Origin of the sequence: Companilactobacillus miaonis, assembly GCF_036913615.1 — a bacterium.
Taxonomy (GTDB): domain Bacteria; phylum Bacillota; class Bacilli; order Lactobacillales; family Lactobacillaceae; genus Companilactobacillus.
On record NZ_JAYKTX010000007.1, the window covers coordinates 58,730 to 73,616 of the forward strand.

Annotated in this window: 16 protein-coding genes; 15 read left to right on the plus strand and 1 reads right to left on the minus strand. The window is 37.1% G+C overall.

Translation table 11 applies throughout. From position 1 onward, the window contains the following. Positions 1–217 precede the first annotated feature (217 nt). The 9 genes from trpS (at position 218) to U8521_RS07250 (ending at position 8,325) form a co-directional block, all read left to right on the plus strand. Entirely contained in the window at positions 218–1,234 is a 1,017-nt protein-coding gene (trpS, locus tag U8521_RS07210) for a tryptophan--tRNA ligase (protein WP_334331781.1), read from the plus strand. 129 nt (positions 1,235–1,363) lie between these two features. Beyond that, the gene (locus tag U8521_RS07215; RefSeq protein WP_334331780.1) at positions 1,364–1,801 is read left to right on the plus strand and encodes a MarR family winged helix-turn-helix transcriptional regulator; all 438 of its coding nucleotides are present in this window, start codon (positions 1,364–1,366) and stop codon (positions 1,799–1,801) included. Between the two features lie 26 nt (positions 1,802–1,827). Continuing rightward, positions 1,828–3,321, plus strand: a complete 1,494-nt coding sequence (locus U8521_RS07220; protein ID WP_334352324.1) for an MDR family MFS transporter — start codon at positions 1,828–1,830, stop codon at positions 3,319–3,321. Then, positions 3,321–4,046 carry a DUF4811 domain-containing protein gene (locus tag U8521_RS07225; protein WP_334352325.1) on the plus strand — a complete coding sequence of 242 codons (726 nt, stop codon included), beginning with the start codon at positions 3,321–3,323 and terminating at the stop codon, positions 4,044–4,046. The genes U8521_RS07220 and U8521_RS07225 overlap by 1 nt, the downstream gene beginning before the upstream one ends. Before the next feature lie 492 nt (positions 4,047–4,538). Next, a complete protein-coding gene (locus U8521_RS07230) occupies positions 4,539–5,249 on the plus strand; it encodes a hypothetical protein (protein WP_334352326.1) in 711 nt (236 codons plus the stop codon). 111 nt (positions 5,250–5,360) lie between these two features. Next, positions 5,361–5,819 (plus strand): C39 family peptidase, encoded by a 459-nt coding sequence (locus tag U8521_RS07235; RefSeq protein WP_334352327.1) that lies wholly within the window; start codon positions 5,361–5,363, stop codon positions 5,817–5,819. A gap of 107 nt (positions 5,820–5,926) precedes the next feature. Continuing rightward, positions 5,927–6,571 (plus strand): ABC transporter ATP-binding protein, encoded by a 645-nt coding sequence (locus tag U8521_RS07240; protein ID WP_334352328.1) that lies wholly within the window; start codon positions 5,927–5,929, stop codon positions 6,569–6,571. After that, complete coding sequence (locus tag U8521_RS07245) at positions 6,564–7,337, plus strand: ABC transporter permease (protein ID WP_334331775.1); 774 nt, start codon at positions 6,564–6,566, stop codon at positions 7,335–7,337. The genes U8521_RS07240 and U8521_RS07245 overlap by 8 nt, the downstream gene beginning before the upstream one ends. Positions 7,338–7,407: 70 nt before the next feature. Next, entirely contained in the window at positions 7,408–8,325 is a 918-nt protein-coding gene (locus U8521_RS07250; protein ID WP_334331774.1) for a Ppx/GppA phosphatase family protein, read from the plus strand. A 1-nt stretch (position 8,326) separates the two neighbouring features. On the opposite strand, the gene U8521_RS07255 is transcribed toward U8521_RS07250, so the two are convergent. Beyond that, entirely contained in the window at positions 8,327–8,830 is a 504-nt protein-coding gene (locus tag U8521_RS07255) for a YbhB/YbcL family Raf kinase inhibitor-like protein (RefSeq protein ID WP_334352329.1), read from the minus strand. A gap of 31 nt (positions 8,831–8,861) precedes the next feature. On the opposite strand from U8521_RS07255, the gene U8521_RS07260 reads away from it, so the two are divergent. From U8521_RS07260 to rsmA, 6 genes are read left to right on the plus strand one after another with little or no spacing between them, the layout of a single operon-like run. After that, positions 8,862–9,818: a hypothetical protein gene (locus U8521_RS07260; RefSeq protein WP_334352330.1), complete on the plus strand. Its 957-nt coding sequence runs from the start codon at positions 8,862–8,864 to the stop codon at positions 9,816–9,818. Between the two features lie 20 nt (positions 9,819–9,838). Further along, a complete protein-coding gene (locus U8521_RS07265) occupies positions 9,839–10,540 on the plus strand; it encodes an NAD-dependent protein deacylase (protein WP_334332000.1) in 702 nt (233 codons plus the stop codon). Positions 10,541–10,588: 48 nt separating this feature from the next. Next, positions 10,589–12,607 carry a methionine--tRNA ligase gene (gene metG, locus U8521_RS07270; RefSeq protein ID WP_334352331.1) on the plus strand — a complete coding sequence of 673 codons (2,019 nt, stop codon included), beginning with the start codon at positions 10,589–10,591 and terminating at the stop codon, positions 12,605–12,607. A gap of 3 nt (positions 12,608–12,610) precedes the next feature. Next, positions 12,611–13,372, plus strand: coding sequence for a TatD family hydrolase (locus U8521_RS07275; protein ID WP_334331771.1), 762 nt, complete (start codon positions 12,611–12,613; stop codon positions 13,370–13,372). Then, on the plus strand, positions 13,369–13,944 hold the full coding sequence (gene rnmV / locus U8521_RS07280) for a ribonuclease M5 (protein WP_334331770.1): 576 nt from the start codon (positions 13,369–13,371) through the stop codon (positions 13,942–13,944). The genes U8521_RS07275 and rnmV overlap by 4 nt, the downstream gene beginning before the upstream one ends. Next, the gene (rsmA, locus tag U8521_RS07285) at positions 13,931–14,809 is read left to right on the plus strand and encodes a 16S rRNA (adenine(1518)-N(6)/adenine(1519)-N(6))-dimethyltransferase RsmA (RefSeq protein WP_334352332.1); all 879 of its coding nucleotides are present in this window, start codon (positions 13,931–13,933) and stop codon (positions 14,807–14,809) included. The genes rnmV and rsmA overlap by 14 nt, the downstream gene beginning before the upstream one ends. Positions 14,810–14,887: the final 78 nt, after the last annotated feature.

Genomic DNA, 14,887 nt, shown 5'->3' on the forward strand with positions numbered 1-14,887 from the left:
TACTAATTCAAGTAGTTGCTTTCAGAGAATAGCTTCTAGGCTGTAAGAGCTATCGACCTTGTTTTAGGAAATGGATACGGGTAGCTCCCTTAGCGCCAAGAGTGGTAGAAAAATTTCTACAAAACAGGTGGCACCACGTGCAAGCGTCCTATTGTAATACAATGGGCGCTTTTTTTGTACCCAGATTTTGTTTTAGTGAATCAATGGAGGAAAAGACATGAAAACAAATACAATTTTAACAGGTGATCGTCCCACAGGTAAGTTACACATTGGTCACTATTTAGGTTCATTGAAAAACCGTGTTAAGTTACAAAATGAGGGTAAGTACAAGATGTTTATCATGATTGCTGATATGCAGGCTTTGACTGATAACGCTCGTGACCCTCAAAAAGTTCGTAACAGTTTGATTCAAGTTGCACTCGATTATTTGTCAGTCGGTATCGACCCAAGCAAAACTAATATTTTGGTTCAATCACAGATCTCTGCTTTGAACGAATTAACGATGTATTATCTTGATCTTGTCAGCGTTTCTCGTTTGGAAAGAAATCCAACTGTTAAATCAGAGATTAAGCAAAAAGGCTTTGGTCAAAGCATTCCAGCCGGATTCTTAACTTATCCAGTCAGCCAAGCAGCCGATATTACAGCTTTCAAGGCCGATACTGTTCCAGTTGGTGACGACCAAGAACCAATGTTGGAACAAACTCGTGAAATCGTTCGTACTTTCAACAACACTTATGATGTTGATACTTTAGTTGAACCCGAAGGAGTCTTTCCACCAAAAGGTCAAGGACGTCTTCCTGGTATCGATGGCAATGCTAAGATGAGTAAGTCATTAGGTAATTGTATCTACTTGTCAGATACAGCCGATGAAGTGACAAAAAAAGTTATGTCAATGTACACTGATCCCAATCACGTACACGTAGAAGATCCTGGTAAAATTGAAGGCAACACTGTTTTCACATATCTTGATGCCTTCGGTACTGATAAGGAAAAGATTGCTGAACTAAAGGAACACTATCAAGCAGGTGGTTTGGGTGATGTGAAAGTTAAACGTTATCTAAATGATGTTTTACAAGAAATCCTTGAACCAATTCGTAATCGCCGTGCTGAATACGAAAAAGATATTCCTGGTGTTTACGATATTCTTAAAAAAGGTAGCGAAAATGCCAATATTGTTGCTAACCAAACTTTATCTGAAGTTAGAAAAGCCATTGGTGTTAACTATTTCGACTAGTTTCTGAAAATTAAAAACGCTTTTACAGAAAAATGCTATACTTAACTCTTGATTTTATCAAGAGTGGGGTGTAGCATATTTTTTGTTCTAAAATATCAAAAGTTTTTTTAAAGAAAATGAGGTGAAAGAGTGGACGATTATAACTTGGTTGGTTTTGCCATGCGTTACACGATGGTCAAAAAGCGAATTGCGGCTAGTTATTTGAAAAAAGAGGATTTGAATACTTTTGAAAGTATCCTTTTGGCAATTGTGTTTAAACGCGGTAAATGTACCCAAGATAAGCTCGGTGAAATCACTTTGTTCGATGGTGCAAGCATAGCTCGTGCTTTAAAAAAACTAGAGGATCGCGGATTTGTATCCCGGCAAGCTGATCCTAACAATCGTCGTAAGAAAATCGTAACTATTACTGACGCAGGCTTGAAACTTTATGGTGAAGTTCGTGAAGCTTTTCAAGATAGTAATGACATGATTTTTAAAGGCATAACTTCTGAAGAACAAAAAGAATTAGATAGTATTTTGATGAAGGTTTACAAGAATCTTGATGATATTGAAATACCAACTAAATAAATTAAGAGAAGAGGAATATTGTTATTATGGCGAATAATAAAGCAATTGTGGATGCACACGGGAAACCCTTTAACCGTAATCTATTGGTTCTAGTGCTTCTTGTGGGTACATTTTGTACGGTCTTAAACGGTACAATTTTAACTACAGCTTTTCCAACCTTGATGAAAGAATTCAACGTTACAACTTCTGATGTTCAATGGTTAACAACTGGATTCTTGATGGTCAACGGAATTATGATTCCCGTTACCGCTTGGTTGAGTAATAATTTCAGTACAAAAATTTTATATATTATCGCAATGTCGACGTTCTTAGTCGGTACGATCATGGCCTTTGTGGCTCCAACATTTTGGGTGATCTTGGCTGGACGTTTGATTCAAGCGATTGGTGTTGGTATTACCATGCCTTTGATGCAAGTGGTAATGCTGTCGATTTTCCCGGCTAACCAGCGTGGTGCAGCCATGGGATTAGGTGGTCTAGTTATTGGGTTAGCCCCAGCGATTGGACCAACATTATCAGGTTTCATTATTGATAACTTTGAGTGGAGAGCTCTTTTTGGAATGATCATTCCAATTGTTATTTTAGTTTTGATTTTAGCATTTTTCTTCATGCGTCCTGTTATTCAAACACATCGCACTAAGTTAGATGTCTTGTCACTAGTTGAATCAACACTAGGTTTTGGTGCTATCCTTTATGGATTCTCATCCGTTGGTGATAACGGTTGGGGTTCAATGACTGTTATTGCTTCAATCATTGTTGGTGTTATTTTTATTCTCTTGTTTGGTTACCGTCAATTACACATGGACAAACCATTCTTGGAATTACGTGTCTTTACTGAAAAGAAATTTGCGATTGCCGCTGCCTTGTCATCAGTTACTAACATGGCGATGGTTGGTGTTGAAATGGTCTTACCACTTTACCTTCAAATCGTGAAAGGGATGTCAGCTTTCCACTCTGGATTGACTTTGCTCCCTGGTGCTTTGATGATTGGTGTTATGAGTCCAATTACTGGTAATGCATTTGATAAGTATGGACCAAAAGACTTAGCTCGTATGGGAATGTTCCTATTAACAGCTGGTACGATTCCATTCTTGTTCTTAACAAAACAGACACCAGTTTTAGACATCGTTGTTCTTTACATGATTCGAATGTTTGGTATTTCTATGGTCTTGATGCCTGTTACAACTGATGGTATGAACGCTTTGCCATTCAACTTGATGAGTCACGGTACAGCCGTTAATAACACAGTTCGTCAAGTCTTCAGTTCCATGGGTACAGCTATTTTAGTCAGTGTCTTGACTAACGTAACTAACAATTTGAAACCCGGACAATCAGTTCTAAAAGCTACTCCATTGGCTTACCAAGATAAATTCTTCAGTGCTACATTGAGTGGTTATCATGCAGCCTTTGGCGTTGCCATCTTCTTCTGTTTAGTCGGATTCTTGATCACATTTATGGTTAAGAACAGTGCTAAGTCAAAAGAAATTAAAATCGAAAAGACAGAATTGGCAGGTGAAGAATAATGGTCTTAATTTCAATCCTAATTTGTGCAGGACTAGCTTATTTCTTCGCTGTCTTCCTCAAAAATAAAAAAGTCGGTTATGGTCTAAGTTTTACCTTCATCGCTTTGTTCATTGTCGGTTTAGTAATGTTGATTTCAAATGAGTACAATCATTTTGGAATGGAAAAAGTTACGACTGAAAAGACAGAACAAATCCAGTCAGTTCAAAAGAGTGCTAGTTTGTTATTGAGAAAAGATTTGGGCACGAGTGGTAAAGAGAACGTTTATGTTTACCGTACTCCAGCAACAGCCAAAGCTAAGAAACCTCAAACAACAAAAGCTGATTTACACGTGAAAAATATTGTTAAAACAGGCGATTATTCATCAGCAACGTTGACGAAAAAAACAACACGCTGGGAATATAAGAATGGATTTTACTCTTTCTTGTTTGGAATTTCAGACAACAACAAGGAATTCGTTAAACAGACGAACACCTTCAAAGTTGGTCAAGACTGGTTAGTTCTTTCGACTACCCAAGCTAAACAGCTCCAAAAGAAAATGAGTAGTAAATCATTCAAGCAACAAATGAAACAAGAAGGCGAAGCTTACGTTAAGGCAGCAGTAGCTAAAGCAATGCAAGCTAATCCTGCCATGACAAGCAGCCAACAAAAACAAGTTATGCAACAAGCCCAAAAAGAGTTCCAAGCTCAGGCTCAAGCAAAACTAGTTGAAGAAATTACAAAATAAAGAGATAGAGTCAAATACGTTAAGTGTTTGGCTCTTTTTTTGTGGTGTTTGATGCCGTTTCCCAGAGCTGTTGTTCCAGACTGGATTCGGATCTATGCAGTTGATTTGGTAAATTCTGAAATGGATACGATTTTATTTTTAATAGGGAGATGAATAACGTTGATTAAAATATCAAATTCCAAATCAGAATAGAATTGATATTTCTAAATGAACAGAAAGCAAATAACAAAAGGAACTAAAATTCAGTCCGGAATAGCAAAGCCGATTTGGCTCAGTGGTGAAATTTTGACTTGGCGCTTTAGCGCCTAGCCAAAGGTCGAGCTTGGAGACTTTTTCCGGTCTTGAAAAAGGCTTCAAGTCGGCCCACCGCATTCCACAAAATCAGCTTTGCTATGGGGGACGGCATACTTCCCCCAACAAAAAATAGTATTCAATTTTTCATATTGAATTTTAATGTAAACTCTCTCATAATTGTTTTCGAAAGGGGATATTATGGGGATTAAAAAACAATTACTTTTTGCAACTTTGTTTGCATCTAGCTGTCTATTGTCAACAACAGTAGTTAAAGCTGATACGACAACTGTTCAAGAAGAAACTCAACCAACACAACAAGTACAACAACCAGTTTCACAGGCTACACAGGCAAAAACTACATCGGGGGATGTTGTTGAAAGTAGTTCAAAGACTGAGACAGATCAGATTCAGGGTCAAACCAGTGTTCAAGAAAATAAACAAAATAACACTCAAAATGTCTCTACACAGACTGAACAATCTCAAACTGCTTCAGACAAGACACAAGTGGAACAAAGTGCAACTACACAAGCTACTCAGGTTCAAAATTCATATCAAGATACAGCGGTGAATGGTGTCTTTACCATTGGTAATCAAACAGTCACTTTATATGACAATAATGGTAATTTGATTACCAACCGTCGTTTGATGGCTAATACTGCATGGCGGGCTGATTATCATCGCGTTGATAATACCAATGGTAAACAATATTATCGTGTGGCTACAACTGAATACGTTGACGCTACAACGGGAACTTATAAGGATTATGCTCAACCATACTCCGGAGTTGTGACAGTGGTTTATAAAAAAGGTGCCAGTGTTCATGATTTTCAAGGCTATGGAGATAAGGCAGTATATTTAGGAAATACTTTACCAACTGGAAGTAGTTGGAAAGTAAACAGTAAGGCCTAATTTGGTGGTAAGAATTGGTATCAAGTTGGTAAGGATACTTGGGTACCACAAGATTATGTCATTGAAGCAAATGCTCAATATAAACAGGCTGATTGGATCTCGGGTGTTCCTTTGATTTCACAACGACCAGAACTACCAAACGGATGTGAAATTACTGCCGTTACTATGATGTTGCAATATGCCGGTGCGAAAGTTAATAAAATGCAAATGGCTAGAGAAATGCCTCGTAGTGGGGATCCAAACTATGGTTACATCGGACAACCTTGGGACGGAACAGGAATTACAATTTTTCCATCAGCATTGATGAGTCTTGTGGAAAAGTACGCCGGGTCAGCCAAAGATTTAACTGGACAAACTTTTAATGCCGTTAAATATCAAATCAATATCGGCCATCCCGTCGTAACTTGGAATACGCTCCATGGTTTTCCATATCACGCTTTAGTGGTAACGGGTTACGATAAAAATTACGTTTATTATAATGATTGCTGGACAAATCAAACGACCCAAATGGGTATCAACCAGTTTATCAATAATTGGAACACTCAAAGACGACGTGCTATCAGTTATTAAAAAAATGCAGGCACAAGTTGTCTGCATTTTTATGTAAGCTAATAAATAGATTTCATGCAAAGTAATTGTGATAATGATTAGTCGAGAATGATTATAGAGGTGATATTGTGGAAAAAGTTTTTGAGATACGTGATCTATCTTATTCAGTTGGGGATAAAAAAATTCTTAAGCACATCAACTTAGACATTGAAAAAGGAAAATACATTACGATTATTGGACCATCAGGTAGTGGTAAAAGTACTTTGATGAGAATTTTGGCTTCGATGATTTCAGAAACTTCGGGGGAAGTTTTGTTTAATGGTCGAAAAATTGAAACTTACGAACCGACTAAATACCGTCAGCGTGTTTCTTATGCTTTTCAACAACCAACCCTGTTTGGTAAAACAGTACGAGAAAATTTAAATTTCCCGTTTGAAGTTAGGAATCAAGAATTTGATGAAGCTAAAGTTAAAGAATATTTACAGATGGTTAATCTAGATGAAAGCTATGTCGACAAAAGTGTTAACGATGTATCTGGTGGAGAAAAACAACGGATTGCATTGATTAGAAATTTGATTTTTCCACCCGAAGTGTTGATAACTGATGAAGTTACTGCTGGGCTAGATGTGGAAAACAAGACAATAGTCCATGAAATGTTACAACGATTTAATCAGCAAGGAGTAACAATTTTGCGTGTGACTCATGATGAATCAGAAATTGAAGCCTCACACGATACGATTACGATTAAAGATGGGATGGTGCAAAATGTCTAATTTAACAGTGTCTAATTCTACTTTAATGTTAGGTTTTGTTTTGGTTTTAGTAGCTTTGGTAATTGGTTACATTGAAAAATTGCAAATTAATAAAGATATTTTAATAGGTGTCGTTCGTGCTATTGTCCAATTATCAATTGTTGGTTATATTTTAAAATTCGTGATCAAAGCAGACGATATTTGGTTAACCGGAGCTTGCTTTGTAATTATTGTGCTCAATGCGTCTTATAATGCTGGTAAGCGTGGCAATGGTATTCCTAAGGCCTTTCAATCCTCACTACTAGCAATTTTTGTAGGTACCACGATAACGTTAGGAACGTTGGTGTTAACTGGTTCGATTAAATTTATCCCTGAACAAATTGTGCCAGTCACCGGAATGATTGCCAGTAACATCATGGTCGCAATCGGACTCTGTTATCGCAATATGAAGCAGACCTTTACTGACCGTCATCAACAAATCCTTGAGAAATTAGCTTTAGGTGCTGATGTGAAATTAGCGTCACTCGATATTTTACGAGATAGTATCAAAAGTGGTATGCAACCGACGATCGATTCAATTAAAACCTTAGGATTAGTCAGTTTACCGGGTATGATGTCCGGCTTGATTTTTGCGGGTGTTGATCCAGTCAAAGCTATCAAATACCAAATTATGGTCACTTTTATGCTTTTGGCTTCAACTGGTCTAGGTTCAATAATTTCTTGCTATCTGGGCTATCGTCAGTTCTTTAATGAACGAAAACAATTAAGAAATGAACTAATTTCTTAGCTATGTGAAAATAGGTCTACTATGTAGGCCTATTTTTTTATATAATTGATACAATGGGATGTGATGTAATTTGAAGTTAGCAGTTATCGAAATTGGATCTAACTCCATTAGAACATCTGTGTATCGATCTTCGAAAAAGAATCGTTTTAAAACGTTGGATCGTTGGCGTGAACCGGTTAGACTGGGCAAATCTATTACCCAAAGCCGACTTTTGACCAATGAACAGATTGAAGAAACAATCGATGTTCTAAAGAAATTTCAAACACGAATCGAAAGGTACCAAGTAGACCGAACTAGTTTGATTGCTACGGCAGCAGTCAGAATGGCCAAAAATCAAGAACAACTGATTTTTGCCGTTTTAAAAGAAACCGGTCTCCAATTAGAAATCATCAATGAGCAGGAAGAAGCTTATTATGACTATGTGGCAGTCAGAAGCACGATGCGAATTAAAGACGCACTGATTGTCGATGTTGGTGGCGGTAGCAGTGAAATTAGTTTGGCCAAGAAGGGACGCTTAAAGCATGGCTTGAGTATCCCAATCGGAGCCATTTCAATTTCTGATTTGTATTTAGCGAGTGATCCAATTAAACAAGAAAAATTGAAGGCAGCTCGAAAAGATATTAATGAACGACTAGATCGACTAGGCTGGATGAATACTAATGCGACTTTTGTTGGTTTGGGCGGTACATTGCGAGCTGTTACGAGTATTTTGAATCGTGAAAACAAGAAAAAAAAGACGCTTCACAATTCAGTGATCACTACCAAACAAATTGATGAACTTTTCAATAAATTGATTCATTTGTCAATTGAAAAACGTAGTCAGATCAAAGAATTGAGTGATGGACGCTATGAAGTTATTTTAGGAGGGATTTTGATAATTTCTGAAATCATCAAAAAAACCCCCTCGACCGAAATTCGTTTTTCAAACTTCGGCGTTCGAGAAGGCTATGTCTTTAACTATTTTCACAAGATGCATTTAAAAGAGTGAATTAAGCCCGACTTGGAATGGTTATTTGAGCAGAACTCAAGACGTGACCATCCATTTTGTGCAATAATTCATTCATCCAGAAACCATTTTCCAAATCAAGATTATCATCTAGTGCGAACACTTTGAGAATGTAATCATGGGTTTGATCTGGTGGATTTGGACCGTTGTATCCAGTTGGAACATCGGATCCATCAAGCAGAGGACTAGCAGAACTATTCTTCCCTTGAACGACTGGGCTTTTAGCTAACTGACTGAAGTTTTCGGGAATATTGACTTGAGAACTAGGAATGTTAGCAGTAGTCCAGTGAATCCATTCAAATCCACAGACGGGAATTGAATCAGGATCAGTAAAAGTCAAAGCGATAGTTTTTGTTTCTGCTGGAAGATTAGATAATTGGATTGGGAAACTGATAATAGGTTTCCCATTTTTTATTTCTTCAGGAGCAGCGTATTTGCCATATTTATCGGGCAACAAATTATTGGGTAAATCAACTTTGATATCCATATAAAAATCTCCTTTGAATGAGGTGTAGTAAATGAAACAAATAGATAATAACGACCTATCTACTAATATTGTAGAACAGGTACAAAAGATTGAACAAGCTAATAATAAGAAAATCAGTATCTATTCTGATTATTCAAATCAAGATTTCTTAACACTTGATCAAGCTAGTCATGAAATTAAAGGTGACACAATTAAGATCATTATTACGAACGAAAAATTCCGTGATTTTGTTTTAGCACATGAGTTGTATCACATTGATCTAGAATTGTCAGATGAGCCAAGTATTAGTTGTGCCGTGACTTCAGGTAAGCCAGACTACGATGGACGAATTTTGGCCATTGCCAATTCAGTTTTTGAAACATTGGAACATGTCTCAGTTTTGAAGTCACAACAAGCTGACGGAACATATAATGATGAGACTAAGGCGGAATTTTTGAAGGGCATCGATGTCGCTTTGAAGCCTAAGGTACAATTAGATCTGGCTAATATGCGATTCTATCGGACTTTAATTATGTTTGATGGCATTATTTTTAGTGAGCATGCTAAAGATAGTGAATGGAAAGATGAATTTCCTACATCATATAAATATGCTAGCCGGTTGGTCAAAATTGCGGAAGCTAATGACTTATCGGATCCATTCCACTTTAGAAGAGCTTTAGTGAACGCACTTGATACTTATAATGAAGTTATTTTAGAGAACGGTTATGAAGGATTGGGGTACCACGAATTTTTGAATATTACGCCGGTACTTTCAAAGCGCCAATTGCGTTTGGAATTGAATCAGGTTTATCAAGTTAAACATTCAGCTTTCAAAAACCGTGCTACTGGTAAGGATGCCTTTGTTCTATTAGGTATCAACGATGGGCAAAGTGTAACGACATTAGATATTGATCCTAACAAAGTGACACCAGAGTTTTATAAAGCATTCTATCAATATAAAATTGAAGATGTTTTCAAGAAAGAAGAGGTCAGATTCTTAACTAGATAGGAGGAGTTTTTGTGCAGAAGATTGAGGAATTTAAACAATTATTGAAAGAGGCAAAGTTTGTAACATTTCTAACTGGTGCAGGAGTTTCAGTTCCGTCAGGAATTCCTGATTACCGTTCGAAAAATGGGCTCTATAAGCGGGAAAAATTTAATTTTCCGCCAGAGTATATGTTGAGTCACGACAATTTGATCAAGCATCCGGATGTTTTTCACGACTTTGTAGTTCATAATATGTACTTTCCTGATGCACAACCGAATATCATTCATAAAAAAATGGCAGAGATCTCTAATCAAAAAGGTGCAATTGTGACGCAAAATGTTGATAAATTGCATACTAAGGCTGGAGCAAAAAATGTCATAGAATTTCACGGCAACTTGTACGATAATATTCATTGCTTAACTTGTGGCAAAGAGTTCGATTATAAGCAATATTTGAAGGATTATCGACATCACGAAGATAACGGAATTATTCGTCCCGGTACAACTGTCCTGTATGGTGAAAATATTAACCCTGAAAACTTTCAAAATGCCGCCTTGGCGGTTCAAAAAGCTGATCTATTGGTTGTGGTTGGAACTAGTTTCAAAGTTTATCCATTTGCTGGCTTACTAGAATACAGTTCACCAAAGGCTAAATTAGTTGCAATCAATAAGGAAGATTTACATATGGATTCAACAGGTTTAATGATTACAGATGATGCAACGAACGTTTTTTCACAAATATAAAAAAATGCTATACTTAATATCAATTTGAAAGCGGTGGAGGTTAATATATTGACTGAAGATAAAAAAACATTTTACATAACAACTCCCATTTATTACCCATCAGGTAAATTAACAATTGGGAACTCATATACAACGATTGCAGCGGACACATTAGCTCGTTACAAGCGCAATGAAGGCTATGACGTCTTTTTCTTAACAGGAACTGACGAACATGGTCTCAAAATTGAACAAAAAGCCGAAGAAAAACACATGCAACCACAAGAATATGTGGACATGATGGCTAAAGGTATCAAAGAACTCTGGAAGAAATTGGACATTTCCAACGACAAGTTCATTCGTACCACTGACGAATATCACGTTAAGGCTGTCCAAAAAATTATTGAACGTTTAATTAAACAAGGCGATATTTATTTAGGTGAATATGCTGGTTGGTATTCAGTTGATGATGAAGAATACTTTACTGAATCACAATTGGCTGAAGTTTACCGTGATAAGGATGGCAATGTTACTGGCGGAAAAGCTCCATCTGGACATGAGGTTCAACTAGTTAAGGAACCTTGTTATTTCTTTAGAATGAACAAGTACGCTGATCGTTTGTTGCAATATTACAAAGACAATCCAACCTTCATCCAACCAGAAATTAGAAAGAATGAAATGATCAACAACTTCATTAAACCAGGTCTTGAAGATTTGGCTATTTCAAGAACTAGTTTCAACTGGGGTGTTAAGATTCCAAGTAATCCTGAACACGTCGTTTATGTTTGGGTCGATGCATTGTTGAACTATATTACAGCTTTAGGTTATGGCAGTGATGATGATTCACTCTTCAAGAGATACTGGCCTGCTAACGTCCAATTCGTTGGTAAAGAAATTGTTAGATTCCATACAATTTATTGGCCAATTATTTTGATGGCACTAGATTTGCCACTTCCAAAACAAGTCTTTGGCCACGGCTGGTTATTGATGAAAGACGGTAAGATGTCTAAGTCTAAAGGTAACGTCGTTTACCCTGAAATGTTAGTTTCAAGATACGGCCTAGACTCACTTCGTTATTACTTGATGCGTGCTATGCCATTTGGTAATGATGGGGTCTTCACTCCAGAAGATTATGTTGACAAGATCAACTATGACCTAGCTAATGACTTAGGAAATCTTTTAAACAGAACTATTTCAATGATCAACAAGTATGACGATGGCAAGATCGTGACAACAAAAGCTGTTACTGACTTGGATAAGGATTTAGAAAAGACTTATGCTGATACTTTGGCAGAATATCGTCAACACATGAATAAATTTGAATTTCCTGATGCTTTAGCTAGTGTTTGGGCTTTCATCAGTCGTGCTAATAAGTATATTGATGAAACACAACCTTGGGTTCTAGCAAAAGATGACAGTAAGAAAGCTGAATTACAATCAGTCCTTGGTCACTTAGCTGAATCACTTCGTTTGATTGCCTTGTTGATCAGTCCTGTAATGACTCAAGCACCAGTCAAGATGTTTGCTCAATTGGGATTAGATTATGACAAAGATAAGTCACTCGATTTTGGTGAAACAGTTGTCGGTAAGACTGTAACGAAAAAGCCAGAACCAATTTTCCCAAGACTAGATGCTCAAGAAGAAGTCGATTATATCAAGGGTAAGATGGCTGAAGAACAAGCTAAGCATGGTGCTGGTAAGTTGAGTAAATCCGCTCAAGCTAAAGCTAAGGCTCAAAAGGCTGAAGATGATGGTTTCCCAGAAGAAATTCAATTCGATGACTTTGCTAAAGTTAAGATGGTCGTAACTGAAGTTCTAGATGTTAAACCAGTTGAGAATTCAGATAAATTATTACAATTTAAACTTGATGATGGTACTGGTGTTGATCGTCAGATCCTTTCTGGAATGCACAAGTATTATCCAAATTACAAAGAATTGATCGGTAAGAAAATCTTAGCAGTCGTTAACCTCAAACCTCGTAAGATGGTTGGTGAATGGAGTAATGGAATGTTGCTTTCAACTGAAAAAGGTGACGAAGTTAAACTTGCTATTGTCGACAATTCACACAAGAATGGAGCAATCTTAGGTTAATCTATGAAAATATTTGATACGCACACACATTTAAATGACGAAGCATTTGCCGGTCAGACGCAACAGTTTATCGATAATGCCAAAGAACTAGATGTTGTGGAAATGGCAATCATTGGCTCAAATGAAGAATTCAATATTGAGGCAATTCGTCTAGCTCAAAATTATCAACCACTGCATGCTGTTGTTGGTTGGCATCCCGAATTTGCTAAGGAATACAATGAAGAACAGCTCGTGAATCAAATTCAATTGCCTGAAGTAGTTGGTATTGGAGAAATTGGTTTAGATTATCACTGGGAAGAAGATCCTGAACCAGAAATTCAAAAGAAGGTTCTAATTCAACAATTAGATGTGGCTAAGCAATACAATATGCCAGTTTCTATTCATTGCCGTGACGCTTTTGATGACATGTATCAAATTTTGAAAAATCATGATATGTCAAAATCTGGTATCATCATGCACAGTTTTAATGGTGATGTTAATTGGTTGAATAAGTTCTTGGACCTTGGATTGTGGATTTCATACAGTGGTGTGGTTTCGTTTAAAAATGCACCTGAAGTTCATGAATCGGCTAAGAACACTCCTTTGAATCGACTATTGGTGGAAACTGATGCTCCATATTTGACACCGGAACCTTATCGTGGGCATCAAAATCAACCTGCTTACACGAGATATGTGGTTGATGCGATTGCTAAATTGAAGGATATTGATCCATCGGTTGTGGCAGAAGAAACCTTTAATAATGCTCACAAAGTGTATAATTTATGAAAAAAATAAAAGAAATTATTGTCGTTGAAGGCAAGTCTGATACTAATCGTCTGAAAGATTGTTTTGGGGATGTTGATACGATTGAAACGACTGGATCAGCTTTGAATGAAGAAACGATTGAACGAATCAAAATTGCACAAAAAACGCGGGGCGTGATTATCTTTACTGACCCTGATTTTAATGGCAATCGATTGCGGACAATTATTTCTAAAGCTGTTCCCAATGCATTGCAAGCCTTTTTGCCAAGAAACCAAGCCACCCCTAAAAAAAGTGATGGTAGTTTAGGAATTGAACATGCCAATAACGCCGATATAAAAGCTGCTCTTGAGGCGGTTTACACGAAGAGTGACACCAATTTCCAAAATTATGACCATGATGATTTGGTCAACTTGGGCTTGACGGGATTAAGCGATTCGCAGCAAAGACGTGAATTTGTTGGTTCAGAGTTAAAGATTGGTTACACGAATGCAAAGCAATTTTTGAATCGATTGAATATGTTTCAAATCAATCCCGAAGATTTAGTTTCAGCAGTTAAAAAATTTGATGAAGGAAGTACTAATGACACAAAATAGATTAAGTATCGCCGATCCTATTCGGACCAATGACATCATGCGAAAGTACAAGCTGCGTGCCAAGAAAAGTTTAGGACAAAATTTTTTAACGAATGAAAAAGTTTTGGACGGAATTGTTGATGCCAGTGGTTTGCAAGCTGATGAAATTGCCATCGAAATTGGACCTGGTATTGGTGCTTTAACGGAAAAATTAGCGCAAGTGGCACAAAAAGTTTATGCGTTTGAAATTGATGAAAATTTGATTCCAGTTTTGGCTGACACTTTGCAATATTATGACAATATCGAAGTTATCAATCAGGATATTCTAAAAGTTGACCTTGATCAATTTGTCAAAGATCACGGGTTGGAAGGTAAGACTATCAAGGTAGTTGCTAACTTACCTTATTACATTACAACCCCAATCATGTTGAACCTTATCAACAGCGACTATCCATTCCAATCATTAGTTTTGATGATGCAAAAGGAAGTTGCAGAACGAATCACAGCAAATCCAGGTCATCGTGAATATGGTTCATTGACAATTGCGGTTCAAACACAAATGAAGGCGAGAATTGATCGAATCGTTGGACGGAATTCATTTATTCCTAGACCTAAGGTTGATTCAGCGGTAGCAGTCTTGGATCGTTTACCAAAAGAACAAGTTGATATTGCTGATCCTGTCTTCTTCAACAAAGTAGTTCGTTCGGCTTTTGCTCACAAGCGTAAGAGTTTGATGAATAATTTGTTGAATTGGCAAGGCCGGACTGATGAAAGTCGTGAAAAAATCAAAGCGATTTTTGAAAAATGTGGCATCGCTGAGAATGCCCGTGCAGAGCAAGTTTCCATCGCTCAATTCAAACAAATGGCGGAAGAATTTCAAAAATAAAAAACTTGTAAATGAAGATAATCCTTGAAATTTTCAATAAAACGTGGTAAAATTTCACTCCTAAGGAGTGATTATTAT

Bases quoted from the DNA above. Each gene is read 5' to 3' on its own strand.
- trpS (WP_334331781.1), top strand. From the start codon at position 218: ATGAAAACAAATACAATTTTAACAGGTGATCGTCCCACAGGTAAGTTA.
- U8521_RS07220 (WP_334352324.1), top strand. From the start codon at position 1,828: ATGGCGAATAATAAAGCAATTGTGGATGCACACGGGAAACCCTTTAAC.
- U8521_RS07225 (WP_334352325.1), top strand. From the start codon at position 3,321: ATGGTCTTAATTTCAATCCTAATTTGTGCAGGACTAGCTTATTTCTTC.
- U8521_RS07230 (WP_334352326.1), top strand. From the start codon at position 4,539: ATGGGGATTAAAAAACAATTACTTTTTGCAACTTTGTTTGCATCTAGC.
- U8521_RS07245 (WP_334331775.1), top strand. From the start codon at position 6,564: ATGTCTAATTTAACAGTGTCTAATTCTACTTTAATGTTAGGTTTTGTT.
- U8521_RS07255 (WP_334352329.1), bottom strand. From the start codon at position 8,830: ATGGATATCAAAGTTGATTTACCCAATAATTTGTTGCCCGATAAATAT.
- U8521_RS07260 (WP_334352330.1), top strand. From the start codon at position 8,862: ATGAAACAAATAGATAATAACGACCTATCTACTAATATTGTAGAACAG.
- U8521_RS07275 (WP_334331771.1), top strand. From the start codon at position 12,611: ATGAAAATATTTGATACGCACACACATTTAAATGACGAAGCATTTGCC.
- rnmV (WP_334331770.1), top strand. From the start codon at position 13,369: ATGAAAAAAATAAAAGAAATTATTGTCGTTGAAGGCAAGTCTGATACT.
- rsmA (WP_334352332.1), top strand. From the start codon at position 13,931: ATGACACAAAATAGATTAAGTATCGCCGATCCTATTCGGACCAATGAC.